The following is a 24,375-nucleotide window of genomic DNA, read 5'->3' as shown; positions in this document are numbered from 1 at the left end:
CCGAAGCAAAGGAGGAAAATTTTTATTTCTCAAACGCTTTTTGTAAGCTAAATGGAAACGCCTGATAGCCCATAGCATTTGTCATCTTTATCTCGATGCTAGGCTCTTTTGCGCCCCACTCAAACTCATCGATGTGCGGGCTAGGAAGTCCTACTGGGCGACCTTTTGCGATGTCAAACTGCATGCCAGCAACAGCTGAATATACCATCACGCTATCAAGGTCATCTTGATACTGCGTAAGGCTAGTAACTGAGCTATACCACTCTTTGCCGCGCTCTTTGCCGTACTCCCAGATCTGCTCAACGGTCTTTTTGTTCTCATCTATCTTATAAACGACCGCACGAGAGTACTTCATGCCAGCGATGGCTGGTTGCTCCATGCCCCTTGTATCGCCGTTGTCAAAGACACTTAGATAAATTTCGCCTTTTTTAGACTTACTATCTATCCTAAATGCTGTATGCTGCGTCCATTGCCAGTCAAAGCCACCTTTGTCGCTCTCGTATCCTGGGCATTTTGAGTACTCATCTTCGCAGACGATCTTGTTGCCTTTGCTATCGACTGGCTGAAGGAGCTTATCTTTAAATTTATCGCTCCAGCCCTTGTGAGCGCCCATGATCCATTTTAGCTGTTTGTCACGGCCGATCTTTATAACTGCGTCTTGATGGCGGCTTGAGATGATGATGCTATCGTCGCTTGGATCGTAATCCACACTATTTACGTGCGCCCAGTTACGTCCAGGACCAGCGCCAACTATGTCGCCCCATTTATCGTGTGTATCCATAGACTGAAGCTCATCAGAGCTTGCTGTGTGGCCTGCTTTTTTAGCGTCTATGTTTAAGCAAACTGCGCCTTGATCAAGTGTTTTTAGCACGATGTCGCGGTAAGGATCGAGGATTTCATATAGTCTAAAGTCATCAACTACGTTGCCGTCGCGGTCAAGTTCAACGATGACGTCGCGCACTGTTCTTACGTTTTTGCCATCAGCCCTTTTGTAGTCGGCATTTGCCACGCGCAAGAAGTAGTGTCCGTTTTGTGCTACGTCCATCGAGTGAGAGAAGTCGTTGTAGCTAGCTGGTAGCTCGCGGTTGAAAATTTCTCTACCCATAATGTCGTATTTTGCGTATCTTTGGCCATATCCCCAAGTCATCGCGCCGTCGTCATTTTGCTTAAAGCCCATCATAACGCCAGCGTGAAATGGCTGTTTTAGGTCGTAAATTTTACTTGGCTCAAGGTACCATCTAACCTCACCTTTTGTATCAAGGATGAAGTTATTTGGGCTGTAGTTCCACTCGATCGCACCGCCAGCTGGGTTGTTCCAAACGACCTTTGTGCCCTTGCCTGTTTTATTTACAAAGTTATTTACATAGTAGAGGCGGTTTGCAAATTTAGCGCTTGCTGGCTTAGTAACCTCGATCTTATCAAATAGCGCGCCCTTTTGATTTGGTGTGCCAGCGCTCTCTAGGTAGATAGCTGGGGCGTAAATTTTATAGCTCTCTTTTATATGCTCAGTCTTGCCCTTGTAGCTCTTGTCGTACTCAACTTCAATGGTGTTTTGATAGTCAGGGTACATACCAAAAACTGGGATGCCGCCATGTGTGCGAAGATGCTTGTCAGCCACTTTGTAGCTTATCACCTGACCGCCTTGCTTTGGCACGATGGTTACTTTTGCATTGCTTAGTGTGTAGCCGCCATTTTTGATAACTGCTGTAAGTGGGGCAGTATCGTATGGATTTACCACTACTTCGCCGATAGCTCCTGTTATAGCGTAGTCAAGTTTAGCCCCGCTTGGACCGCCTATCGCAAAAGCGCTAGAGCAAAGTATAGAGGCTAGTGCAACACAACTCAAAGTCTTTCTCATAACATCTCCTTTAAATAAATTTTATAAACTCTACTCATAAAGCTTATAAAATTTAGAAAAAGCCTTGGCAAAAACCAAGGCCTCAATCAGTAAAAGGAATAACAAAAATGATTTGCTTTGTATGTAATTGTAGTAAATCTTTATAACATAAATTTAACGCTAAGATTAATAATAGCTTAAAATTTAAAAATATATTTAAAATTTATTAAATAGCGTATTCAACCTCGTTATCTTCGCCATTTATGAGGTCAAAAATTTTAGCTTTTAACTCAAAATACTTTAGATCATGTACGCCAAAATTTGGATTGATTATCTCTTTTATGATCACGCCATCGTGCAAGATCACGATCTTATCAGCCAAAAATAACGCCTCATCGATATCGTGCGTGACAAAGATAGTGGTTTGCGTCTTTGACATCTGCTTTAAGCTTTTTTGTAAATTTGTCCTTGTTATTGGATCAAGTGCAGAAAATGGCTCGTCTAAAAACAGCACCTCAGGGCTTAAGCTAAGCGCCCTTGCTATAGCGACACGCTGCTTTTGGCCGCCACTTAGCGAGTGTGGGAAGAGCTCGGCCTTATGAGAAAGGCTAACAAGCTCTAGAGATTTACTAGCTCTCTTTTCTTGTTCAAATTTATCCTTTATACCAGAGCATTTTAGGGCAAATTTGATGTTATCTTTTGCGCTTAGCCATGGCATTAGTGAGTAGGTCTGAGTGATGATCTGGCGCGATTTGTCTAGTGAAATTTTCTTTGTATAAATTTTATTTTGCATCGAAATTTCACCGCTACTTAGCTCGCTCGTGCCACTTAGGATGTTTAAAAGTGTCGTCTTGCCAGAGCCACTGCCGCCAAGCAAAACGCAAAATTCATTCTGCTTTATCTCTAAATTTATCCCTTTTAAAATTTTAGCGTCCCCAAAAGATTTGGTTAAATTTTTTATCTTTATCATCGTCCAAGCCTCTCCCCTGCGTATCTTTCAATGAGCGAAAAGATGAAATTTATCACGATGCCTATCACGCCGATCACAAAAATCACCGCCATTACGCTATCTATCCTAAGCTGGTTTCTAGCGTCTATTATGAGATATCCTAGCCCGCTTTGCGCTCCCACCATCTCGCCAACTACTAAATTTATCCAAGCAAGGCTCGCTGCTAACTTTAGCCCTGAGATGATGCTAAAAAGACTTGCTGGCATGATGACGCCAGTGATTATTTGCATTTTGCTAGCTCCAAAGCCACGAGCCGCTAAAACAAGCTCATTTGGCACGCTTTTTACGGCATTTATAGTAAGAAGCAGCATAGGGAAAAATATCGCATAAGCGATGATGAAAATGGTCGGTTTATCGCCGATACCAAAGGCAAGGACTATCAAAGGTATCCACGCAATCGGCGAAATAGGACGCAAAAGTCCGATAAGTGGCTCAAATGCATTTGCAAATTTTGGAAAAAGTCCAAATATAAGTCCGACCAAAACCGCAACAAGCGAACCAATGGCAAGTCCTATGACGTATCTAATGAGTGAGTCAGTGACGCCAAGAAGCAGTTTGCCACTCCTTGCAAGCTCAAAAAATGCACCTACCACCTCTTTTACGCTTGGTACTAAGTCCCCACTAAAAGCTTGCCAGATAAGCAAAGCTAGGGCTAAAACGAGAATTTGAAAAAGGTATTTCATCTTTGCTCCAAGTATGAGTTTATCTCTAAATTTGCTAGTTTTTGATTGCCTAAATTTTTGCTGATTAGAAATTCTTTTAGCTCCTCTAACTCCTCTGTCCTTAGGCTTAGATCGTCGTAGCTTACGATCTCTTTATCAAGCACTAGCTTTAATAAATTTGCATTTTGACTTAAGATCTCATTGCCCAAAAGTGCGCTTTTTTCGTGATCTTTTGTGATAAAGCTTGCTGCTTTTCTAAAAGCATCTAAAAGCTCGTTAAAATAAGGCTTTAAGAGGATCTCTTCTTGAAAATTTAGTGTGCAGCAGATGTGGTTTGGCTTTATATCTTTTGAAAAGAGTAAATTTTTCGCCCTGCTTTTAAAATTTACCGCCATTTGCCCAAATGGCTCAGCCACGATATAAGCGTCTATTTGATGGCTAAGGAGCGCAAAAGGCATCTCAGGTGGCGCCATCTCAATGATATCTGCACTCATATTTTCACGCTTTAAGATCGTATCAAGTAAAAAATAGTGCATGCTAAATTTTGAAGGCACAGCGATCTTTTTGCCAGCAAGCTGCTTAAGACCGGCCACGTCGCTTCTAGCCACAAGGGCTGAGCCATTTTTGTGAGCTGATAGCACTGTCTTTATCTTTGCGCCATTTGCTCTTAGCATAAGACCTAGTGGAGCTAGCATAAAAGCCCCGTCAATCGCCCCTGCCCTAAGCGCCTCAGCTAGATCAACCCAGCTGGCAAATTTAATAGGCACTATCATGAAATTTTCACTTTTATAGAGCTTTGAAGCGATTATGCATAGATGATCACTTATCGGCACAAAGCCTATTTTTACGCCGATCTTTGGAGTGCTTGCTAGAGCTTTTTGGCTACTAAGAGCCAAGAAAGAGCCTAAAATTTGTAAAGCGTAACGCCTGGTCATAAATTTTCCTGAATTTTATTTTAAGTGTGTAATTATAGTAGCCAAAGCTAAAATTTACACTAAATTTATCCTAAATCAATCTCTGTGAAAATTTTTGATGATATAATCCAAGACTTATCCAAAAGATAAAATTTACTTGCATAAGGAGCAAAAATGCAAACAAACGACGAAATTTTAGGCATCAAGATCCAAAAATACGGACTTGATAAAGAGGCTAAGCCAAACGAAAAAGGCTTTTATGACTACAAAGACGAGGCAGAATTTACAGACTACTCAAATGCTATCTCACTTTATAAAAAAACCTTTCCAAATAAGCAAAAAGTAATCGAAGAGACACCTGATCCAGCCGTTAGCGAAATGCTCCTAAAAATGCAAGATATGGGGATCGAGACTGTTTTTGATAGATTTGACAAGCAAAAGCCACAATGCACATTTGGCATGGCTGGAATTTGCTGTAAGATCTGCTTTATGGGACCATGTAAGATAACATCAAAGGCAACTCGTGGCGTGTGCGGCGCTGATGCAGATGTCATCGTAGCTAGAAATTTACTCCGTCACGTAGCTGGCGGTGCTGCGGCTCACGGCGCAAGAGGCAGAGAAAACATGCTAGCTCTTAAAAACGCAGCAACTGGTAAGCTAAATATCCCAATAGAAGGCGAAGAGAAAGTGCGCGCAGTCGCAAAGGCTTTTGGACTTGATGAGAGCAAAAGCATAAACGAGCTTGCCTCGCAGATCGCTGATATCTTGCTTGAAGATCTATCTCGCACCTTGCCCCAAGAGCACAAAGCCATAAAGACCTTTGCTCCAAAAGAGCGCCAAGAGGTGTGGAAAAAGCTTGATATCTTGCCAATAGGCGTCTATCACGAGGTTACAGAGAGCCTTCACAGAACGAGCACAGGCACAGATGGCGACTGGCGAAATGTAATGAAGCAGTTTTTCCGAACAGGCCTAGCTTACGCTTGGTCAAGCACGCTTGGCACGTCTATTGCGATGGATTGTCTATTTGGCCTGCCAAAGCTAAATGACTCTAAGATAAATTTAGGCGCTATCAAAAAAGGCTACGTAAATATCGCACTTCACGGACACTCTCCACTTTTAGTAAGTGTCGTCGTTAAGCTTGGCAAGAGTGAGAAATTTCAAAATTTAGCTAAAGAAAAGGGTGCGTTAGGCATTCAGTTTTATGGTGTTTGCTGTAACGGACTTTCGGCTATGTATCGCTACGACGGCGTTATACCGCTTTCAAACGCAGTTGGCGCAGAGCTTGTTGTTGGCACAGGAGCGCTTGATCTTTGGCTAGCTGACGTGCAAGATGTCTATCCTACCGTTATGGAGGTAGCAAGGTGCTTTAAAACGACAGTCATCACTACAAGCGACTCTGCAAGGCTTCCTGGGGCTGAACACATCGGTTTTGATCATCATCACTCAAATATGAGTGAAATTCACGAGATCGCAGAGAAAATTTTATATAGAGCACTTGAGAGCCACGAAGCTAGAAAAGGCATACCAGTGCATATCCCGCAATACGAAGTCGAAGCTAAAATGGGCTTTTCACTAGAAAATGTAAATAAAATTTTTGGCTCAACGCAGGTTATCGCTGATGCGATAAAAGAGGGCAAGATACTTGGACTTGTAAATTTAGTCGGCTGCTCAAATCCACGCGTAGTTTATGAAAAAGCTGTCGTAAACGTAGCTAGAACGCTTCTAAAAAACAATGTCTTAATCATGACAAACGGCTGTGCCTCATTTCCACTACTAAAAACAGGACTTTGCAATGCAAATGCGCTTGAATACTGCGGCGATAGCTTGAGAGAATTTTTAGCCCCTTATAAGATCCCGCCGATCTGGCACATGGGCGAGTGCCTGGACAATGCTAGGGCTTCAGCTATGTTTAATGCGCTTAGTCAAAACTTAGACACTAATATCAAAGACCTGCCATACGCATTTTCAAGCCCTGAGTGGTCAAATGAAAAGGGCATAGATGCCGCACTTGGCTTTAGACTACTTGGAATTTCATCTTACCACTGCGTATTTGCCCCAGTTCAAGGCTCAAAAAATGTTGAAGAATTTATGGCAAATGGCACATTGCCGATCCTTGGCTCAAAAATGGTAGTAAATCTTGATCCTGTCGCACTTGCTGAAAATATCGTAGCTGACATGAAGGCAAAACGAGAAAAACTTGGCTGGAGAGCGTAAGATAAATTTACACACTCTAGCACTTTAGTCTGCTCCAAAAGCCATTTTGGCGGAGCAGATCTTAAATATGATGAAATTTGCCTCTAAAATGCTTTTGTGATTTTGTCAAAAATAAAGCAAAGTCTTATCTTAGAGGATTTTTTTTGCATCACAACTTTAAACATTTATATAAAACTCTAAATTCATCTAGTTTTGCGATACTGCCTCTCTTAAAAACCTATGCTCTTTAAAAAATTTGCGGAGTGATTTTTGCTCTTTTGGGCCTATTTTGTAGCTTATAAATTTAAGATACCACTTGATATCTTGCTCGCTTATACCGCGGCTTTTAGCGTACTTGGCCAAGATATAGTTTGGGATCTTTACATTTTTTTGTAAAAATTTTGCGACCAGCCTTTTGTAAAACGAGCCGTTTTTTACGTAAGAAAATCTACCAAAAACAAATGGCAAATTTGTCTTTTCGTGCCAAATTTTACCAAGGTCGTAAAAGCACTCTTTGCCATCGCTTAAATATGCCTTTAGCGCCCTATCGCCTATAATCACCTCGCCTTTTAGATGAAGTATATTTGCTAGGGCGTTTGAGCTAGCTGAAGCTGGGTCAAATTTCATAGCGGAGTTTTTGCGTACAAGCACGCTTTTTACATCTTTTTTGGCAACTATTCCAAAATTTAGCTTCTTTAAATTTGCCTTTTTGCTTGCTATGCTTGAGATCACCGCAGCGTCGATCTTTCTAGCGTTTAGGGCTCTATTTAGCTTGCTTGGCACGCCCTTTTTAAACTCGATCGCCTTTTTTACCTGAGTTTTGAGTGGAGCTGATTTTAAAAATACGTGAAATGGGAGTAAATTTAGATAATCAATCTTTCCAAATATCATTTTTCATCTTTTATAAGCTCAAATTTAACCATCTCGTTTTCCGAACAAACGTCGTAAAATAGCGCTACCAAGCTCTCTTTTAGCCCTGCTTCTAAGGCATCTTCGTTTTTTAGCTTTATAAGCGTTGGCTCATTTATCTCACAAAGACAGTCAAAGAGCGCGTCTAAATTTCTGCCGTAGTACTCTGGCAGGTCAAATTTCTTTGCAAAATACTCATGCATCTTCTCTTTTTCAGCCATCTTTTTGGCATCTAAGATCACGATTTTCATTGCATCCTCTTCTCATAAAGCAGGTAAAAATGCTCGTAGTGATCGGGCGTGTAGTAGATAAGTCCGTCGTTTGAATATAAAATTCTCTCAGCACCACGTCTGCCGCCATTATAATTCACATCACACTCAAACCACTTTCTACCATCAGCCTCAGGCAGCCTCTTTTCTCGGTTTGAAAATCTATCTCCACCGATGCTTTTGCCGCCACTTACCTGCCATAAATTTCCGCTTTTTGCGTCCCAGCCAAGAGCCATTGCCTCTTTTTTGGTTATGAAATTCTTTGGTAGCTTGTTAAATTTATAGATATAAAGTGCGACCTCATCTTTTGAGGTGTATGAGCCGTTTTCTGCGAGGCTCTGGCTCTTTTGCCCCTCTTTGTTTAGCTGCTCAAGTAAAATTTGAGCGTTTTTGTTTGCCTCGCCGCCCTCTTTTGAAAAAAAGAAGGTGCCAATGATGATAGCTATTACAAAGGCAACTAAGGCTGGAAAAAGTCTTTTGTTCAAATTTTGCCCTTAAAGTGTGTTAAAAACTCTATCGCCAGCGTCACCAAGACCTGGAACGATATAGTTTTTCTCGTTTAATTTCTCGTCGATCGATGCCGTATAGACCTCGACGTCTGGGTAAATTTCGCTAAATCTCTTTAACCCCTCAGGTGCAGCGATGATAGAGATAAATTTGATCTCTTTAACGCCTTTTTCACGCAAGAATTTGACCGCATCTATCGCCGTGCCGCCAGTTGCAAACATAGGGTCGATGATGATCGCCATGCGCTCTTTTGCGTCTTTTGGAAGCTTTGCGTAGAAAAACTCAGCCTGCGCTGTCTCCTCGTTTCGCTGAAAGCCCAAAAAGCCAACACTCGCGTCTGGGATGATAGTAAAGACGCTATCAAGCATGCCAAGAGCAGCCCTTAAGATAGGGCATATCATCACCTTTGTAGTAAGCCTTTTTGCGTCTGCCAGCGCAACTGGGGTTTGGACTTTGACATCTTTTACCTTTAAATTTCTAGTCGCCTCAAAGATCATAAGATAGCTGATCTCATCAACTAACATGCGAAACTGAAAAGGTTGAGTGTTTTTATCACGTAAAATGGTTAATTTATGCTCGATCAATGGGTGTGAGATGAGCTTCACGTTTTGCATTTTTTGTCCTTAAATTTACTATTTTTACAAGGTTTATATTTTACAAAATGCCAAGAGAAGAATTTAGCCCAAATTTGGGCTAAATTTGATTAAAAACCTTTTGCAAGTTTGGCTTTGTAAGCCTCTACATCAAAATCTTTTACTCTCGCTACGCCATCTTCAACAGCAGCTTTTGCAACTGCTGGAGCGACCGCTGTTAGCACGCGCTTGTCAAATGGTTTTGGGATGATGTACTCTTTGCCAAATTTTAGCTCACTAACGCCACTTGCTTTTAAAACTTCAGCTGGCACTGGCTCTTTTGCAAGCTGTGCAAGCGCTCTAGCTGCAGCCATTTTCATATTTTCAGTGATCTTTTTAGCCCTAACATCAAGCGCGCCTCTAAAGATAAATGGAAAGCCCAAAACGTTATTTACTTGGTTAGGATAGTCGCTTCTGCCTGTGCCCATCATAACGTCATCTCTTACAGCTACGACGTCCTCTGGGAAAATTTCAGGCACTGGGTTTGCCAAAGCAAAGATGATAGGCTCTTTGTTCATTGATGCGACCATCTCTTTTGTCACAACGCCAGGCTTAGAAAGACCTAAAAACATATCAGCGCCTTTCATCGCATCAGCTAGTGTCCTATCCTCGGTCTCAAGCGCAAATTCAACCTTTTCTGGAGTTAGGTCTGTTCTTTTTGAGTGGATGACGCCTTTGCTATCTATCATCACGATGTGTTTTGCGCCAAGTGCTTTATACATCTTTGCGCAAGCGATGCCAGCTGCACCAGCGCCGCTAACTACGATCTTTATCTTAGATATATCTTTGCCAGAAATTTCCATCGCATTTATAATGCCAGCGCTTGTTATCATAGCTGTGCCGTGCTGATCGTCGTGCATTACAGGGATATCGACTGCTTCTTGAAGCTTTCTTTCTATCTCAAAGCACTTTGGAGCACGGATATCTTCTAAATTTATACCGCCAAATGTCGGAGCTAGAGCCTTGCAAATCTCAACGATCTTATCAGGATCATGCTCATCTAGCTCGATGTCAAAGGCATCAACGTTTGCAAATTTCTTAAATAGCACCGCCTTGCCCTCCATAACTGGCTTACCAGCGATAGCGCCGATGTCGCCAAGTCCAAGAACAGCCGTGCCATCAGTGATAACAGCTACTAAATTTGCTTTATTTGTATATTTATAAGCTAGTTCAGTGTCTGCATTTATCTCACGGCATGGCTCAGCAACGCCTGGTGTATAGGCCATTGAAAGGTCTCTTGAAGTCTCGCAAGGCGTCTTTACCCTGATCTCGATCTTACCGCCGATGTGGTAGTTTAGTGCCTCTTCTTTAGTTACATGTGTCATTTCTCTTCCTTTAATAAATTTTGTATTCTGTTTTTGATCTCGTTACTGCCTACTACTTCAAGCACTTCAAAGATACTTGGGCTCACGCTTGAGCCAGTTAGCGCTATCCTCAAGGCTTGAGCCAGGTCTTTTAGTTTTAAGCCATTTTGCTCCAAAAATTTATTAGTTAGCTCCTCGTAGCCCTTTGCGTCAAGGTCGCGGTCTAAAATTTGAGCAAATTTAGCCAAAATTTCTTTGCTATTTTCATTTATAAATTTAGCCCAAGCTTTCTCGTCATAGCTTTTTGGAGCGTTGATTATCGCATTTGCGCTGTTTGCCATCTCGATTAAGGTTTTTGACCTCTCACGGAGAGAATTTAGCAGTAGCTCACCCTTTACCAAAGCCTTAAAATCCACGCCAAACTCGAGCATATCGTGCGCTAGTCTCTCGTAAGGCAAGGTCTTGATGTAGTGAGAATTTAGCCAGTCAAGCTTTTGAGCGTTGTAGGTGCTTGAGCTTTTGTTGATATCGTTTGGATTGAAGTATTTAAGCATATCCTCGATAGTAAAAATCTCATCATCGCCGTGGCTCCAGCCAAGACGAACGAGAAAATTTAAGAGCGCTTCAGGCAAGTAGCCCATCTTTTTATACTCCATAACGTCAGTCGCGCCATGTCTTTTGCTAAGCTTTTTGCCGTCCTCGCCGTTTATCATCGCAACGTGGTAAAATTTAGGTGTTTTAAAGCCAAGCGCCTCGTAAAGAACGATCTGTTTTGGGGTATTTGAGAGGTGATCATCGCCACGAATAACGTCTGTTACGCCCATTAGTGCATCGTCTATCACAACTGTGAAGTTATATGTCGGTGTGCCGTCGCTTCTTGCGATGATGAAGTCGTCTAAGATATCTTCAACCTTAAATTTAACCTCGCCCTTGATGCCATCATGTATGACGATTTCGCCGCTAAGCGGAGCCTTTATACGGATGACTGGCTCGATGCCAGCTGGAGGTGTGCCTTTAAAATCTCTATATCTATTATCATATTTTGGGCGCTCTTTTCTAGCCTCTTGACTAGCTCTAAGCTCCTCAAGCTCCTCTTTGCTCATGTAGCATTTGTAGGCTTTGCCCTCATCAAGAAGCTTTTTAACATACTCTTTATATATGTCAAATCTCTTTGACTGATAGGTCACTTCGCCGTCGTGATCAAGCTTGCACCAAGCAAATGCCTCTTTTATGGCTTGCGTGGCTTCTTCTGAGTTTCGTTTTAAGTCAGTATCTTCGATGCGGAGCAGAAATTTTCCATTGTTAGCTCTTGCGTATAAATAATTATAAAGAGCTGTCCTAAGTCCGCCTATATGTAGGTATCCAGTAGGCGACGGAGCAAATCTAGTAACTATCATTTTGTGCCTTATTTTTATGTTATAATTGCCCAAAATTATATTTACTAAATACTTAAACAAAGGTTTCATTATGAAAAAATTGCTCTTTTTGGCTGCTGGCGTGTTAAGTGCCTTAAATTTATATTCAGCTCAGATGATAAACGGCATCGCAGCTATCGTGGAGAACGAGCCTATCACGCTTTACGAGGTTTATAGCTTGAAGGAACAGCTAAAGACAACAGAGCAGGACGCTTTAAATTTGCTTATCAGAGATAGGCTTGAAGATGCGCAGATAAAAAACTTAAATTTAAGCGTGACACCTTTTGAGCTAAACGACAGGATCGAGGCGATCGCAAAGCAAAATGGCATGACAAATTCGCAGTTTAGAAGCTCTATCCAAGCTCAAGGCATGGACTTTTTGGACTTTAAAAACAACTTAGAGCACAAGATGCTTCAAGAAAAGCTTTATAAAAGCATAGCTGCTGAGGCTGGCAAAAACATAAATGAGCAAAAAGCAAAGGCGTATTTTGACGCTAATCCAGACAAATTTAAGGTTTTTAGCACCGCTAGAGTCGTAGTTTATAGAGCAAAAGACCCTAATCTGCTTGAAGCTCAAAAGACAAGTCCGAAGCTACTAGACGGCGTGCAAACACAAGAGGTGAGTTTGGACTATCAAAGCATAGACCCAAGACTTGCTGCGATCATCTCAAGCACAAATAACGGCGACTACACACAGCCTTTGCAAGGACCTGATAGCTTTGATATGTTTTTAGTAAAAGAGAAGATCGGCTCATACACACCAAGCTTTGCTGATGTAAAAGATAACGTTATAAACGAGCTTTACCAAGGCGAGCAAGAAAAATTAATGAGTGATTACTTCGAAAAACTCCGCGCTAAAGCCAAAATTCAAATCCTAAGATAACTTCAAATTTAGCCACTTTGGTGGCTAAATTTCTCTAAAATTTAAATTTAAAATTTATAAGCAAAAACCTGCAAAAGCAGTCAAATTCAGTTAAACTTTTTTAGTGAAAAATCCAACGTAGATGGCATAAATAAAGCCTATCACTACGGCATACGGGGCATAAGGTGTGATGCCAGCTCCTGAGCTTGCTAAGATAAAGTTATGACTTATCGCAGCACCTGCGCCCATGCCTAAAACAAAATGAGCTGAGCTTCAAAGCCAAATTTGTATTGATTTAGCACTAAATTTGTGATGCTTACAAAAAGAACGATAGAGACTATGCCATAAAACATCGAGAAGTCACGCTCGAAAATTTTGCCGATAGCTCCCACTGAGCAAAATTTACTTCTTTGCATAAGTGCGCTATTTTCGCCAAGTTTTAGACCAAAGATAAGTGCTATCAAAAGTAAAATAGCAATAATTAGTGGCAAAAACCAGATAGCCTTTGCAGTGGTTTTGCTCTCAGGCAAAATGTAGCCATTTTTCTTAAAAACTTGTCCTACAAAGACACCAGCGATGGCGTTTAAATTTAACTATTTAATAACAAATGAGATTAGTAAAAATTTTCTATGAGGTCTTTAAAAACTTCATAAAGTTTATTTATTTCATCAATGCTAACTCGTTCATTTTTAGCGTGTATGCGGTCGTTTATGACGCCAAATTCTATCGCATCTACGCCAAATTCAGCAAAGTGCCTAGCATCGCTCGTGCCGCCCTTTGTGTTTAAAAGTGGTGCAACACCGGTGATCTTTGTGACAGATGCCATTAAATTTCTTACGATCTTGCTATCTTTGTTCGTTAAAAATCTCTTTGAGCTTTGCTTTATACTAAGCTCGTAACTAAGCCCATCTAAAACGCTTCTAAGATAGCTCTCAACGTCATTTGCGTCAGTTAAATTTGAGTTTCTAACGTTAAACATTATGCTAAGCTCGCTTGGCGTGACGTTGCAAACCTGCATGCCGCCACGAATGTCCGTCACCACGATCTTACTTGGGCTAAAAAACTCGCTCCCTCCGTCCATATCATGGTCAGCTATCTTGCTTAAAAGTGGAGCTATTAAATTTACTGGATTTACGCATTTTTCTGGGTATGCCACGTGGCCTTGAACGCCCTTTATCACGATCTTGCCATTTATCGAGCCACGTCTGCCGACCTTTATGCTATCACCAAATTTCTTATCACAAGTTGGCTCAGCCACGACGCAAAATTTGGGCAGATCCTCTATCTCACGCAGATATTCAAGTGCCAAAGGCGTGCCATAAGTGCCATCGCCCTCTTCGTCACTTGTTAAGATAAGACTTAGCTTGCCATCAAATTTAGCCTCTTTAGCAGCACAAACAAAGGCAGCCACGCCACTTTTCATATCCTGCGCACCCCTTGCGTAGATGTAGCCATCTTTTTCTAGCGGGGTAAATGGCTCGCTCTCCCAGCCATCTCCTGGAGGCACGACATCAACGTGTCCTGCAAAAGCTAGATGTTCGCCGTCTCCATAAATTTTAGAAAGTATGAGATTTTTTGTGCCGTTTTTTTCTATAAATTTAGCCTCAAAATCAGGCAAAAATTTAGCGATAAACTCCAAACTGCCTGCATCATCTGGCGTGATAGAACGAAATTTTAAAAGCTCTTTTAAAAAGCTAACTACCACTAAAACGCCTTTTTAGAAGGAATTCCCAAGTAAAATCCCTGGAATTCGTCGATGCCTATCTCCTTACAGACGTTAAAGATTTCTTTAGAATGAACATACTCTGCGATCGTTTTTATGCCAAGATCCTTTGCAAATGCCACGATCGCGCTTGCGATGGCGTATGAGTCTTTATTGATATCGATGTCTTTGATGATAGAGCCATCGATCTTCACGTAGTCTGGCTTGATCTTTATGATGTAAGAGAAATTTGAGTAGCCAGAGCCAAAGTCGTCGATCGCTATCATAGCGCCCATGCTCTTTGCTCGCTCGATAAAGACTGAGACGCGCTCAGCACTCTTTAGCTCCTCGTCTTCGACTATCTCAAAGACTATCCTGCCAGCGACATTGTGCTTGTTTAGTAAATTTAAAACCAGCGCAGAGACGTCGCCATCTATCATATCTCGGCTGCTTAAATTTATAGAAAGAACCAAATTTGGATCTTCAGTGAGGTGCTCAAAGCACTTTTTAATGAGCTGCTTTTCAAGGTCTGCGTAACGCTTGATACGCTTTGAGATATCCAAAAATACGCTTGGTGAGATGACGTCGTCGCGGTCTAAAATTCTTATTAAGCATTCATATTTTATAGGGATCTTCTTCTCGTCAAATATCGGCTGAAAATACGGCACAATGTTGTCGTTTATCGTAGCGTTTTGGATCAGCTTTGAGCGCTCGATCTGATTTGCGTATTCATCTTTTTGACTTAGCCCTTTAAAGTAGCAAACATAGTCTTTATCAAGCGTCTTAGCTGATTTTAGCGCGATGGTTGCCTTTCTTAAAGTCTGGTCACTATCAAGCGCAAAGCCTATGGTGTTGTGAATTTCTATATCATCGACCTCTACGCCATTTTCATCTTTTATACTAAGCATCCTGCCTTTAAAGATATCTAGTAAATTTTCAGCTAGCTCTTCGTATCTGTCGATAAAGTCGTTATTATCTTCGACCAAAGCAAATCTGTCCGCCTCGATACAATAAGCCTTCATATTCTCATTTTTTGCAAATTCTTTGATGAGATTTGCCATCTGTTTTAAGATCTGATCGCACACGTATTTGCCGTAGTAGTCGTTCATCTTGCCAAAATCATCGATATCCATAAGTATCACTTTTGGATATTTATACTCGCTCACATCTTTTATGAGTGCTGCCTTGTTAAAAAGCCCAGTCATCGGATCGATATATAGCTTCTCTTGTAGCTGGGCGATCTTAGTAGTGCTCTCTTCTTTTACTTTTAGATAGTCAAATTTGATGTTTAGATACTTAAATACAAACCAAAGACAGACCGCAAGCCCTAAAAATAGACCAATCGAGCTTAAGATCAAAGTGACAGTCATGTTTTTCATCAGCCACTGAAAATAAAATGGGTCGCTAGTGCCAGTTATCCTTTGATCGATATGCGCTTTAAAGCCTAAAATATAGTCATTTACGGCGACAAACATACATACTTTGGCGCTGTTTTCTGGCAAAATTTCAGCCTTGAAATAATCCTTTTGAAAATCATGCGAGTAGATGTCGCCACAGCTCTTGTCTTCGTAGTCTTTATTTACGAGGCTAGTTTCTGAAGACGCTTCTATCTTAAAGCCATTTTTACCATTTTCTTTTAGCAAAAAGACTTCGCCAAAAGCGTTATCGGTTATATAATTTTGAAAATCTATAATATTAAATTTACTTATATTTTTAAGATAATTTACATATTGAGATGTTAGATACTCGGTCTTTTTTTTGAGGCCAAAGTTGTTTGTAGAGAGTGCGTTGTTGTATTTATACGAATAGACGATTAAATTTTCAGTTAAGAAAAATGCAAAAAGCAAAACCACGACCAAAGTGACGGTTTTAACCATACTAAAGTGCTTTTTTTGCGATTCGTCACCTGGCATAAAGTTTAAACTTCCTTTCTTAAATTTAAATTTTTCTACTGGATTATATCCAAGCTAAATAAAAATTTTCTTTCATTTTTTAATTAAAAATTTAGCTCAAAGCTTAACGATCTTTGCACCGTATCCGCCTTGATTTGCCGGTGCATCGTGAAATTCTTTCACGCTTGGATGCTCTTTTAAGAAATTTTTAACAGCAAAGGCGAGCTTACCAGTGCCGATACCGTGAAATACGCTAACCTCGTCAAATCCCATAACAAGACTATCTGAGATAAATTTATCAAGCTTAGCTATCGCCTCGTCAGCTCTCATGCCGTGCAGATCAAGCGAGAGCGAGGCCGTTTTTGGCTTATCGACACTTAAACTTACGCCGCCTTTTTTAGGCAAGACTACCTCGTTGCCATTTTTTCTTAAAAGCTCAAGTGGTACACGCAAATTTATGCCATTTGACTCGATCATTGCGTCATTTTTAGAGATGCTTAAAACCGTGCCTTTTATATTTTCATATTTCACTCTATCGCCTACTTTTAGGCTCTCGCGCTCAGTTTTTTTAGGCTTAACGATGGCAGCTTTTTTTTCATTTGCCACGTTTAGCGCTCTTTGCTTGTCTTTAATGTCCTTGAAATTTATAACAGCTTTTGCCGCATTTATCGCGTCAAAATACTCTTTTTCTAGGCGCGAAATAGTCGCATTTAGCTTGATCTCATTTTTCTCTTTTAGCTCTTTTTGCTCCTCAAGCAAGCGCTCCAACCGCTCCTCTTTTGCCGTGACCTCTTTTATCCCCTCATCAAGCTTGGTTTGTAAATTTAGCGTCTTTGTGATGATCTCGTTTAAATTCTCTTTATCTTCGCCGTAAATTTTCTTTGCCTGCGCCACTAAATTTTGAGATATGCCATATCTTGCCGCCGTTTCAAAGGCATAAGACTTGCCGATCGTGCCCTTTAAAAACTCAAATTTAGGCCTTTGAGCCGCCTCGTCGTAAAGTGCCGCCACTAGCTCAACCTCTGGATTTTTAGCTAGCAACATCGCAAGGCGCTTGTGGTGGGTCGTGATGATCATTTTGATATCTTGAGTGATGAGACGCTCTATCATGACGCCATACAAGCTCGCAGCCTCCTCAAAGTCGGTGCCAAGCTCGATCTCGTCGATGCCGATGATGATCGATTTTTTAGTAAAAAGCCTTGCAAAATGCACCATCCTGCCAGCAAAGGTCGAGATGTCGTTTTTCACACTTTGCGGATCTTCTATGATCGCATCAAATTCTTTAAAAGAGCCGATGCTTGAGCGGTTTGCGTCGATACGCATAGGCAGCAGATATTTTGCAAGCAGCGTGGCTGAGATTATTGATTTTAAAAGCATCGACTTACCGCCAGCATTTACGCCGGTTATCAAAAGCACCTTTTTACTAAAATCCACACTCACGCTCTTTGGATTTTTTAGCGCTGGATGGGCAAATTTCTCAAGCTTTATAACGTGCGAGCTATTTGGCAAAACAAACTCATAATCACGTGATCTAGCCAAATTTACACGCGCTTGATATGCGTCAAACTGATCAAAAGCGTTATTTATAAATTTCAAAAAAAGTAGGCTCTTGCTCATCTGTAGGCTAAATTTCTTGCAGTGCTCAAAAACGATCTCCTCTTTTCTATCAAGCAGCTCACTTTGCTCCTTTTTTAGGCGCTCGGTGCTTGCAGGTGCGACATAGAAGTAGCCGCCTGAGCTTCTAGCGATCACGGTGCCTTTTAGGGCGTGATTAAAGCCGCCACGCACCAAAAGTGCCTCTTGCGCGTTGATGTAGTGCGTCTGAGTATCGACTAGATAGGGCGTGATGTGCTTTGAGTAGATGAGCTTTTTAAGCTCGGCGTCGATCTGGTGCTTTTTCTCGCTAAAAGCCTGCTTTATCGCATAAAATCTCTCATCCACGCTGTCGCTAAACTCGCCGTTTTCATCAAAGCTGTTTGCCATATGGCTCATCGCTTCAGGGATTTCAACCTTTGCGATCCACTCGCCAAGCCTACCTTCAAATTTTTGCTTTTTTAGATATGAAAAATACTTAATGATCTTTGCAAACTCGTAAATTTCGCTGATGTGAAGCACTGCTTGCTTGCTAAGTCTCATAAGCGCGTCATCAAGCTCTTTTATCTCCTCAGGTGCCTTAAAATCATACTTTGAAAGCTCGCTAATGTTTTCAAAATGGATTTTGCTGTCGCCTTGTAAAAATAGCGGTTTTTGCCTTGCTAAAAATGAGTTAAATTTATCCAGATACTCGCCAAGATCGAGCTTTAAAAATATCTCTTCAGTCATTGCTCACAACTTTTTATAGGCACGATGACGCCTGAGAGATCGCTAAATTCTCGTTTTGGTAAAAATGACGCCGTGCCAAATTCGTAGTTAAATTTCTCAGCGCTCACGTTGTATTCGCCACATTTTAGTGTTTTGCCCTGCTTAAAGTCAGTCACTAGCTTTGAGATGGCGTCCTCGTTTTTTGATAAATTCTCTTCGTAAAAATAGACACAAACAAGGATCGCTACAAGCACTGCGCTAACGAGCGCTTTAACGCCTTTGCTGATCTTTTCATCTTTTATCGCCCAGATTGCTCCAAAAAGTAGCATCACACCGGCGATTATTATCAAATTTCTTACCATTTCACGCCTTTATACTTTGCGATAAGCTCTTTGTAAAGCTCAGCATGAGGCTTGATCTTTTCTAAAATTTCAGCTCTAACCTCGCTGATATCTTGCTTTTCAACTAGCAAGCAAACGGCAAGATAAGGGGCATTTGGCAGCATATCTTTTATCTGGGCGCTACTTAGCTTTTGTGACCTTGCAAGCGCGATCAAGATATCTTTTTTGCCTAAATTTATAAGGCTTGAAATTTCTTCTTCGCTAAGCTCTTTTTCTTTTATCTCTTTTAAAATTTCATTTTCATCTTGAGGCTTAAAGTTGTTTAGATCCATTAATATCCGCCTCTTAGTTGCACGCTGATATCGCCCGCTCCAAAGCCAACTACGATGCCGTCACTTAGGCGGTTTTTCACACCAAATTCATCTGTAAATTCTATCCCCTCTTCAACCCTCTCGACCTTGTCTGTAAAGATTGGATTATACTCGCTAAATTCACTCTTCATATCAACTTCGATCGGATTTTCACCGGCTGCATAAACTGGCAAGATGACAAGCTCATCAACGCCTTTAAAGCACTCTTTAAAGCCAGGTAAATTTGTGCTAAGTCTTGTGTAGCGGTGTGGCTGAAATATCGCTGTGACGCTCTTTATGCCTAAAATTTTGGCGTATTCAAAGACTGATTTTAGTGTCGCTTTTATCTCGGTTGGATGGTGCGCGTAGTCGTCGATTAGGACGAAATTTTTGTTTGCGCTAAGTATGTCAAAACGCTTTTTGATACCTTTAAAATTTAATAAATTTTCTCTGATATCTTTAAGCGGCGTCTCGTGCATCGCAGCAAGAATAGCCAAAGATGCGTCTATAGCGATGTGCTCGCCCATGCCAAAGGCTTCAAATTTGCCTAAATTTTTAAGGTTAAAGCTGGTGTATGGCTGATAGTCTCTTACCACCATCGTAAGCTCGGTGATATCACTGCTTGGATAAAGTCTGATCGCATCAAGCTTAAGCGTGCTTAAAAACTCGTCCTCAGCGTTTATCACCCTAACTTTTGCGCGCTCCAAAAAGCCCTTGTAGGCTGCGTAAAATTTAGCTAGATCATAGTCGTAGTGCTCCATGTGCTCTGGCTCTGCGTTGGTGACGATGGCTAGATATGGGTTTGAGTTTAGAAAGCTTGAATCGCTCTCATCAGCCTCAAATACGACGTTGTCGCTTTTGGCATAGCGCATATTTGAGCCAAACTGCTTTGATATGGCGCCGATGATGACTGAGCCCTCAATAAGGCTTGCTAGCATCGCTGAAGTAGTACTCTTGCCGTGCGCGCCAGCAACTGCAAAGACGCACTTATCTTCAAGCACATAGGGCAAAATTTCTTTTCTTGAAAAGCACTTTATGCCCTTTCTTCTAGCCTCCACTAGCTCGATGTTGTCCTCTTTTATCGCGGCTGAATAGACCACGAAGTCTTGGTCTTTTATCGCCTCTTTGCAGTGCGGCGTGATGACCTCGATGCCTTCATTTTGAAGCTCAAGCGTCGTCTTGCTCTCTTTGATGTCGCTGCCGCTTATCTTGTGGCCTTTTTCGTGTAAAAATCTAGCGATGGCCGAGATACCAATGCCGCCTATGCCTATGAAATGGACTTTTTTGATCTCGTTGTTTAGCTCTTGCAAATTTTATCCTTAAGTTTTTCGTGATTTTAACAAAAACTACTAAATTTTGTATGATACTTCCATAAAATCAAAGAGAATTTACACATCTCGTTTCGTCTTTCTCTTTTGATTTTATAAAATTTTCCATAAGTCCCTGTTACTAAATTAAGCGGTTTTTTTTACGCTGTGCCTTAGATTTAGGGCTTATGGTTGATGTTTCGGTTAAAAATCTTAGTGTTTTAACACTGAATACAAGAAAGAAACATAACCTAAATTTTATTTCGGAGTATCAAAATGAAAAAAGCGTTTTTTTGCGGTGTTGATGTTTCTAAAGATAAAATCGACGTTTGTTTTTTAACTTCTATTGCAAGTGAAAAAGCTAAGTTTGAAACACTTCCTAACAATTATGATCTTATTAAAGTTTATTTCAATAGTTTTAAAAATGATGAAATTTTAGTTGTTTTTGAAGCAACTTCAAATTATCATTTATCACTTCAAAAAGCTCTATCTGATCTAAATATTAGATATAGCGTTACAAATCCATATAAGACTTCTTTGTTTTTAAAACATCTTAGTGCTATCAAAACTGATGTAAATGATAGCTATGGCTTGGCTGTTTATGCTCGGACTTTTAAAAGCGAAATTTTGCCTGATAAATATAACGCCGAATATTTACAAATCAAAAGCTATAATTCGACTTTAAATTTACTTCAAAAGCTTAATACTCAACTTAAAAATTTTAAACAATCTCAAAAAAATGTAAATAATAGCGTTGTTGATGAAGTCATTGAAAATCTTATAAAAGAGATCGCAAAGCTTCAATCTATGCTTCAAAAATTGGCTTTCGATCTTGTTAAAAAACTATTCCTGAAACCGAAGAAATTATTAAAAGTAATAAGGGTTTTGGTATTGACCTAGCTTTAAATTTATTCCCACAACTGCATTTTAATCGTGATAAGTCTGAAAAGCAGTTTGTTAGCTTTCTCGGTCTTAGCCCTAGAATTTTTCAAAGTGGTTCAAGCGTGTATAAAAGCCAAAAGATAAATAAAATGGGTAGTTCTAATATTCGACGTATTTTATTTATGTCTGCTTTGTGTGCCGTTCGCTTTAATGAGAAATTTAAAGCACGTTATGATCGTTTAATCGCTAATGGTAAAAAGAAAATGGTTGCTATTGTTGCTGTTATGTGCGCGATAGTTCGCTATTTAAAAAGCTTGTTTCCGTTTAACGCTGAGATAAAGGCTATTTAGTGCGAAAGATACATTACAAGCTTATTCTTTCAGTCCTTGAAATTTTATCAACTAAAACAACTTTAACAAGGGCTGATCTTTGCGATCATTTAAAGATTAGTAAGGCTTATCTTTCGCAAATCATCGGTAATAGATATTTAATAAAAAATCAAATTTTTTCAAAAAGGATAAACAATGGCAAAAAGCACAGCTCCATTAATGGATAGCACAAACGAAACACTTTATCGCGAAATTTACCAGTCGCTTAACCAGAGTGCTGATTATTTCGAGCAAAAGATAAAGGTTCTCAAGGTTAAGAAGATTGAAGGCAAACAAAAATTTGATAAGGATAATAATCCTGTTGTAAATGAGTTTGGCGAGTTTGAAAGGTGGGATGATAGTTATGTCGTTACTTTTGTGGCTTTAAATAGCGGTGGCGAGCATACAACAAGAATAACACAAGAGCAATACTTAGACTTAAAAGAAGATGAAGTATATATTGCTAGTGGCAAGATCGAGTATAGACTTTATAAGGATGCATATAATTCAACTCCAGTTGTAATTTTTAGCAAATTTGTTCCCGCCATTGATAGCTTTGTCACGGCAATGCTAAAAATGGAGAGTATTAAAAACGGCTCGAATGCTTGAAAAATAGGGGCTAAAACTTAGCCCCACGCCTAGACTATCAGCAAGGTTAGGCGGGACAAGCTAAGTTTTTCTTAAGGTTAAAGAAAATGATTTATAAAGACGATAGATTTAAAATACTTCACCAAGGTATCGACACTTTAGTTGTTGGGGTTAATTGCACCGATGAAAAATATTTTGATACTAAATTTTCGGCTTTTATTCGCAAGATAGCTATGCTTAAACAGCAGGCGCAAAATTTACGCACGTTTGGCGAAAAATATGTGCTTGATGATTTGGGTTTTGAATATGGTAATTTCAAAGTATCAAGTAAGGGTTTGGGGCAATATTTTGGTTATTTTGCAAATGATGATATATTTTGCACTATTTCGGACACAAAATTTAAGCCAAAAGGGCTATATCATTTAAAAATTCAGTTTAGAAGTGTGTTTTTGCTCAAATATGGGCATATTAGGGCTTATGAGTTTGTAAATAAATTTTTAAATGATATATTTGGGGTTAATTTTCGTGTAAGCGTGCTAAGGCTTGATCTAGCGACTGACGTAACTGGGATAAAATATACTCCACAAGATTTCTTAAAATTTAGAAGTTTAAAGAGAATTTCTAATTACTCCGATCAATATAAAAAAGATGATGATGATTTAATAATTGATGAAAATTCGGCGACTTTTAGCGATATCGCCGAAATAAATGTAAATAATTTTATGCGTTTTACTCGTTTTGAAGGTGTAAGTTTTGGTAAAAATCCGCACATGTTTAGGGTTTATGACAAAATTAAACAAGTTCAAAGCAAAAATATATCTACTCTAATTTTCACAAAGTGGGAGATTAACGGCTTTAATCCAAAAATCGATCTTTTTGTTTTCAGACACGAAGCAGAATTTGGACGTTTAGCGATAAAAAGATTACTTCCTATCAATGAAGAAAACGAGATAAGATATATTTTTAGCCATTTAGGGGCGTTCTGGTCGCAAGGGCTTAGTATTTGTAAATGGTATGATCTAACTGATGATGAAGTCAATCGCTTAACTGCTGGGGTTATTCAGTCTGAAAGTGTTCGTAAAATTTACCAAAGATGTGATCTTGATACTAATCGGCTTAAAATTTGGGATTTTATCTCTACTTGGGGCGATGATAAATTTAAAGCTCTTACTATGCATGATCTCATTCAGTCAAGAGATATTAAAAAAGCGACAATGGCTTTAAAGGCTTTTGTTAGTGCGGTTTATACAAATTTAGGTGTTAGTGGTGAGAATTTTTTATATGTATTTACCGAAACATTAAAAGACCTTGAAAAGGACGGCTTAACTCTCCACGAATATGGTTTATCAAAGCTTGCAGGCAATTTTTTAAAAAATGAAAAGACTATAAAAAATCAAAATTTAGATGTTGATAATCCGCTTTTTGATGTTTTTGCTACTTCTTTAAATGATTTTTTTGTTGCAATCTCTCAAATAAGAAATGATGATTATAAACGTCCTATTGAAACGGCTTTAAAGGTTATTCAATGAAGAAGTTAAATGCTTATGGTAGTTTAATAAGTGATCTTTTGCATGGTGGCGATGAAATTTATTGCATTGATGTTAAAAGCCCTTTTATTAAAAGGCTTTATGCTAAAAAGTTGGGCTTTGTTTGGGCTGACATTGTTGTTGGTAGTCGTCGATCTTTGTATTCTGCTTTTGATGAGTTAAACGAGCTTTTTAAACAGACAAATTTAAAAAAGCTTTTAGAAGATCACGGTTATTCGTTGCGAAATGGTCGCAAGTATATATTTGCTATTAAGCAATTTAAATTAGATTTATTTTAAATAAGGGGTTTTTGTTATGTTGCATTTAAAATTTGTTAATGAACTTAAATTACTTCGTTCTAATTCTGCTATCGGTGGGGATGTAATTCAATTTTCTTTTTCTCCAGATACTACTGATCCCTATTTTTATAAAACTAATGAACCTCAATTTTATCAAAACACCGATACTGATGCTTTGATGGTTAAAGATTTTTCTTTTCCTCTTTATAATGGTAATAATGAATTTTTTCTTTGCGATTGTATGCGTTTTTTTGGTTGTAATAACGTAAAAAGTCTTGATTATTTTGTGAGTGGTCTTTATCCTAA

23 protein-coding genes and 2 pseudogenes are annotated in these 24,375 nt (G+C 39.7%); 7 read left to right on the top strand and 18 right to left on the bottom strand.

All coding sequences use genetic code 11. The annotated features are described in order from the left end of the window. Positions 1-22: 22 nt before the first annotated feature. From FZ945_RS07045 to FZ945_RS07030, 4 genes are all read right to left on the bottom strand, one after another. Positions 23-1,858 carry an aryl-sulfate sulfotransferase gene (locus tag FZ945_RS07045; RefSeq protein ID WP_148803510.1) on the bottom strand — a complete coding sequence of 612 codons (1,836 nt, stop codon included), beginning with the start codon at positions 1,856-1,858 and terminating at the stop codon, positions 23-25. 205 nt (positions 1,859-2,063) lie between these two features. Continuing rightward, positions 2,064-2,807, bottom strand: coding sequence for an ABC transporter ATP-binding protein (locus FZ945_RS07040; RefSeq protein ID WP_148803508.1), 744 nt, complete (start codon positions 2,805-2,807; stop codon positions 2,064-2,066). Further along, a complete protein-coding gene (locus tag FZ945_RS07035; RefSeq protein ID WP_103633680.1) occupies positions 2,804-3,529 on the bottom strand; it encodes an ABC transporter permease in 726 nt (241 codons plus the stop codon). Before FZ945_RS07035 ends, FZ945_RS07040 begins: the two co-directional genes overlap by 4 nt. Continuing rightward, on the bottom strand, positions 3,526-4,443 hold the full coding sequence (locus FZ945_RS07030; protein WP_148803506.1) for an ABC transporter substrate-binding protein: 918 nt from the start codon (positions 4,441-4,443) through the stop codon (positions 3,526-3,528). The genes FZ945_RS07035 and FZ945_RS07030 overlap by 4 nt, the downstream gene beginning before the upstream one ends. A gap of 153 nt (positions 4,444-4,596) precedes the next feature. On the opposite strand from FZ945_RS07030, the gene cooS reads away from it, so the two are divergent. Beyond that, positions 4,597-6,636: an anaerobic carbon-monoxide dehydrogenase catalytic subunit gene (gene cooS, locus FZ945_RS07025; protein WP_107930066.1), complete on the top strand. Its 2,040-nt coding sequence runs from the start codon at positions 4,597-4,599 to the stop codon at positions 6,634-6,636. Between the two features lie 186 nt (positions 6,637-6,822). On the opposite strand, the gene FZ945_RS07020 is transcribed toward cooS, so the two are convergent. The 6 genes from FZ945_RS07020 to gltX form a co-directional block, all read right to left on the bottom strand. Continuing rightward, positions 6,823-7,506: an MqnA/MqnD/SBP family protein gene (locus tag FZ945_RS07020; RefSeq protein ID WP_148803504.1), complete on the bottom strand. Its 684-nt coding sequence runs from the start codon at positions 7,504-7,506 to the stop codon at positions 6,823-6,825. Then, positions 7,503-7,775: a barstar family protein gene (locus FZ945_RS07015; RefSeq protein WP_148803502.1), complete on the bottom strand. Its 273-nt coding sequence runs from the start codon at positions 7,773-7,775 to the stop codon at positions 7,503-7,505. The genes FZ945_RS07020 and FZ945_RS07015 overlap by 4 nt, the downstream gene beginning before the upstream one ends. Further along, positions 7,772-8,278 (bottom strand): ribonuclease domain-containing protein, encoded by a 507-nt coding sequence (locus FZ945_RS07010; protein ID WP_148803500.1) that lies wholly within the window; start codon positions 8,276-8,278, stop codon positions 7,772-7,774. The genes FZ945_RS07015 and FZ945_RS07010 overlap by 4 nt, the downstream gene beginning before the upstream one ends. A 9-nt stretch (positions 8,279-8,287) precedes the next feature. Continuing rightward, positions 8,288-8,914: a uracil phosphoribosyltransferase gene (upp, locus tag FZ945_RS07005; protein WP_012140343.1), complete on the bottom strand. Its 627-nt coding sequence runs from the start codon at positions 8,912-8,914 to the stop codon at positions 8,288-8,290. Positions 8,915-9,003: 89 nt separating this feature from the next. Next, positions 9,004-10,257 (bottom strand): malic enzyme-like NAD(P)-binding protein, encoded by a 1,254-nt coding sequence (locus FZ945_RS07000; RefSeq protein ID WP_109146553.1) that lies wholly within the window; start codon positions 10,255-10,257, stop codon positions 9,004-9,006. Beyond that, entirely contained in the window at positions 10,254-11,633 is a 1,380-nt protein-coding gene (gltX, locus tag FZ945_RS06995) for a glutamate--tRNA ligase (RefSeq protein WP_148803498.1), read from the bottom strand. Before gltX ends, FZ945_RS07000 begins: the two co-directional genes overlap by 4 nt. 70 nt (positions 11,634-11,703) lie before the next feature. On the opposite strand from gltX, the gene FZ945_RS06990 reads away from it, so the two are divergent. Beyond that, a complete protein-coding gene (locus FZ945_RS06990; protein WP_021087484.1) occupies positions 11,704-12,534 on the top strand; it encodes a peptidylprolyl isomerase in 831 nt (276 codons plus the stop codon). A gap of 90 nt (positions 12,535-12,624) precedes the next feature. Here the strand turns inward: FZ945_RS06990 and FZ945_RS10300 are convergent, their stop codons facing one another. The 8 genes and pseudogenes from FZ945_RS10300 to murC form a co-directional block, all read right to left on the bottom strand. Then, entirely contained in the window at positions 12,625-12,762 is a 138-nt protein-coding gene (locus FZ945_RS10300; protein WP_262367185.1) for a hypothetical protein, read from the bottom strand. Between the two features lie 23 nt (positions 12,763-12,785). After that, a pseudogene (locus FZ945_RS10295) lies at positions 12,786-13,088 on the bottom strand (YedE family putative selenium transporter); the annotation flags it as partial. Positions 13,089-13,126: 38 nt separating this feature from the next. Next, positions 13,127-14,218 carry a succinyl-diaminopimelate desuccinylase gene (dapE, locus tag FZ945_RS06980; protein WP_148803496.1) on the bottom strand — a complete coding sequence of 364 codons (1,092 nt, stop codon included), beginning with the start codon at positions 14,216-14,218 and terminating at the stop codon, positions 13,127-13,129. After that, a complete protein-coding gene (locus FZ945_RS06975) occupies positions 14,218-16,128 on the bottom strand; it encodes an EAL domain-containing protein (RefSeq protein ID WP_148803494.1) in 1,911 nt (636 codons plus the stop codon). Before FZ945_RS06975 ends, dapE begins: the two co-directional genes overlap by 1 nt. A gap of 96 nt (positions 16,129-16,224) precedes the next feature. Then, positions 16,225-18,429 carry an endonuclease MutS2 gene (locus tag FZ945_RS06970; protein WP_148803492.1) on the bottom strand — a complete coding sequence of 735 codons (2,205 nt, stop codon included), beginning with the start codon at positions 18,427-18,429 and terminating at the stop codon, positions 16,225-16,227. Beyond that, on the bottom strand, positions 18,426-18,770 hold the full coding sequence (locus tag FZ945_RS06965; protein WP_103611668.1) for a hypothetical protein: 345 nt from the start codon (positions 18,768-18,770) through the stop codon (positions 18,426-18,428). The genes FZ945_RS06970 and FZ945_RS06965 overlap by 4 nt, the downstream gene beginning before the upstream one ends. Continuing rightward, the gene (locus tag FZ945_RS06960; protein WP_148803490.1) at positions 18,764-19,081 is read right to left on the bottom strand and encodes a hypothetical protein; all 318 of its coding nucleotides are present in this window, start codon (positions 19,079-19,081) and stop codon (positions 18,764-18,766) included. Before FZ945_RS06960 ends, FZ945_RS06965 begins: the two co-directional genes overlap by 7 nt. Next, a complete protein-coding gene (murC, locus tag FZ945_RS06955; protein ID WP_103612873.1) occupies positions 19,081-20,388 on the bottom strand; it encodes a UDP-N-acetylmuramate--L-alanine ligase in 1,308 nt (435 codons plus the stop codon). The genes FZ945_RS06960 and murC overlap by 1 nt, the downstream gene beginning before the upstream one ends. Positions 20,389-20,682: 294 nt before the next feature. Between murC and FZ945_RS06950 the strand changes: the two are divergent. The 5 genes and pseudogenes from FZ945_RS06950 to FZ945_RS09880 form a co-directional block, all read left to right on the top strand. Continuing rightward, positions 20,683-21,638: pseudogene (locus FZ945_RS06950) on the top strand (IS110 family transposase). A gap of 174 nt (positions 21,639-21,812) precedes the next feature. Beyond that, positions 21,813-22,265: a hypothetical protein gene (locus FZ945_RS06945; protein ID WP_148803488.1), complete on the top strand. Its 453-nt coding sequence runs from the start codon at positions 21,813-21,815 to the stop codon at positions 22,263-22,265. 86 nt (positions 22,266-22,351) lie between these two features. Further along, positions 22,352-23,773, top strand: coding sequence for a hypothetical protein (locus tag FZ945_RS06940; RefSeq protein WP_148803486.1), 1,422 nt, complete (start codon positions 22,352-22,354; stop codon positions 23,771-23,773). Then, entirely contained in the window at positions 23,770-24,069 is a 300-nt protein-coding gene (locus tag FZ945_RS06935) for a hypothetical protein (RefSeq protein ID WP_148803484.1), read from the top strand. The genes FZ945_RS06940 and FZ945_RS06935 overlap by 4 nt, the downstream gene beginning before the upstream one ends. Before the next feature lie 16 nt (positions 24,070-24,085). Continuing rightward, on the top strand, positions 24,086-24,375 hold a 290-nt coding region (locus FZ945_RS09880; RefSeq protein ID WP_187424177.1), incomplete at its 3' end, for a hypothetical protein.

The sequence above is a fragment of the Campylobacter concisus genome (genome assembly GCF_902460535.1).
Classification (GTDB): Bacteria; Campylobacterota; Campylobacteria; order Campylobacterales; family Campylobacteraceae; genus Campylobacter_A; species Campylobacter_A concisus_AS.
The sequence above is the reverse complement of the archived record's forward strand: the minus strand, read 5'-3'. Positions and strand labels throughout refer to the sequence as shown.

Bases quoted from the DNA above. Each gene is read 5' to 3' on its own strand.
- FZ945_RS07045 (WP_148803510.1), bottom strand. From the start codon at position 1,858: ATGAGAAAGACTTTGAGTTGTGTTGCACTAGCCTCTATACTTTGCTCT.
- FZ945_RS07040 (WP_148803508.1), bottom strand. From the start codon at position 2,807: ATGATAAAGATAAAAAATTTAACCAAATCTTTTGGGGACGCTAAAATT.
- FZ945_RS07035 (WP_103633680.1), bottom strand. From the start codon at position 3,529: ATGAAATACCTTTTTCAAATTCTCGTTTTAGCCCTAGCTTTGCTTATC.
- FZ945_RS07030 (WP_148803506.1), bottom strand. From the start codon at position 4,443: ATGACCAGGCGTTACGCTTTACAAATTTTAGGCTCTTTCTTGGCTCTT.
- cooS (WP_107930066.1), top strand. From the start codon at position 4,597: ATGCAAACAAACGACGAAATTTTAGGCATCAAGATCCAAAAATACGGA.
- FZ945_RS07020 (WP_148803504.1), bottom strand. From the start codon at position 7,506: ATGATATTTGGAAAGATTGATTATCTAAATTTACTCCCATTTCACGTA.
- FZ945_RS07015 (WP_148803502.1), bottom strand. From the start codon at position 7,775: ATGAAAATCGTGATCTTAGATGCCAAAAAGATGGCTGAAAAAGAGAAG.
- upp (WP_012140343.1), bottom strand. From the start codon at position 8,914: ATGCAAAACGTGAAGCTCATCTCACACCCATTGATCGAGCATAAATTA.
- FZ945_RS07000 (WP_109146553.1), bottom strand. From the start codon at position 10,257: ATGACACATGTAACTAAAGAAGAGGCACTAAACTACCACATCGGCGGT.
- gltX (WP_148803498.1), bottom strand. From the start codon at position 11,633: ATGATAGTTACTAGATTTGCTCCGTCGCCTACTGGATACCTACATATA.
- FZ945_RS06990 (WP_021087484.1), top strand. From the start codon at position 11,704: ATGAAAAAATTGCTCTTTTTGGCTGCTGGCGTGTTAAGTGCCTTAAAT.
- FZ945_RS10300 (WP_262367185.1), bottom strand. From the start codon at position 12,762: ATGGGCGCAGGTGCTGCGATAAGTCATAACTTTATCTTAGCAAGCTCA.
- FZ945_RS06975 (WP_148803494.1), bottom strand. From the start codon at position 16,128: ATGCCAGGTGACGAATCGCAAAAAAAGCACTTTAGTATGGTTAAAACC.
- FZ945_RS06970 (WP_148803492.1), bottom strand. From the start codon at position 18,429: ATGACTGAAGAGATATTTTTAAAGCTCGATCTTGGCGAGTATCTGGAT.
- FZ945_RS06965 (WP_103611668.1), bottom strand. From the start codon at position 18,770: ATGGTAAGAAATTTGATAATAATCGCCGGTGTGATGCTACTTTTTGGA.
- FZ945_RS06960 (WP_148803490.1), bottom strand. From the start codon at position 19,081: ATGGATCTAAACAACTTTAAGCCTCAAGATGAAAATGAAATTTTAAAA.
- FZ945_RS06945 (WP_148803488.1), top strand. From the start codon at position 21,813: ATGGCAAAAAGCACAGCTCCATTAATGGATAGCACAAACGAAACACTT.
- FZ945_RS06940 (WP_148803486.1), top strand. From the start codon at position 22,352: ATGATTTATAAAGACGATAGATTTAAAATACTTCACCAAGGTATCGAC.
- FZ945_RS06935 (WP_148803484.1), top strand. From the start codon at position 23,770: ATGAAGAAGTTAAATGCTTATGGTAGTTTAATAAGTGATCTTTTGCAT.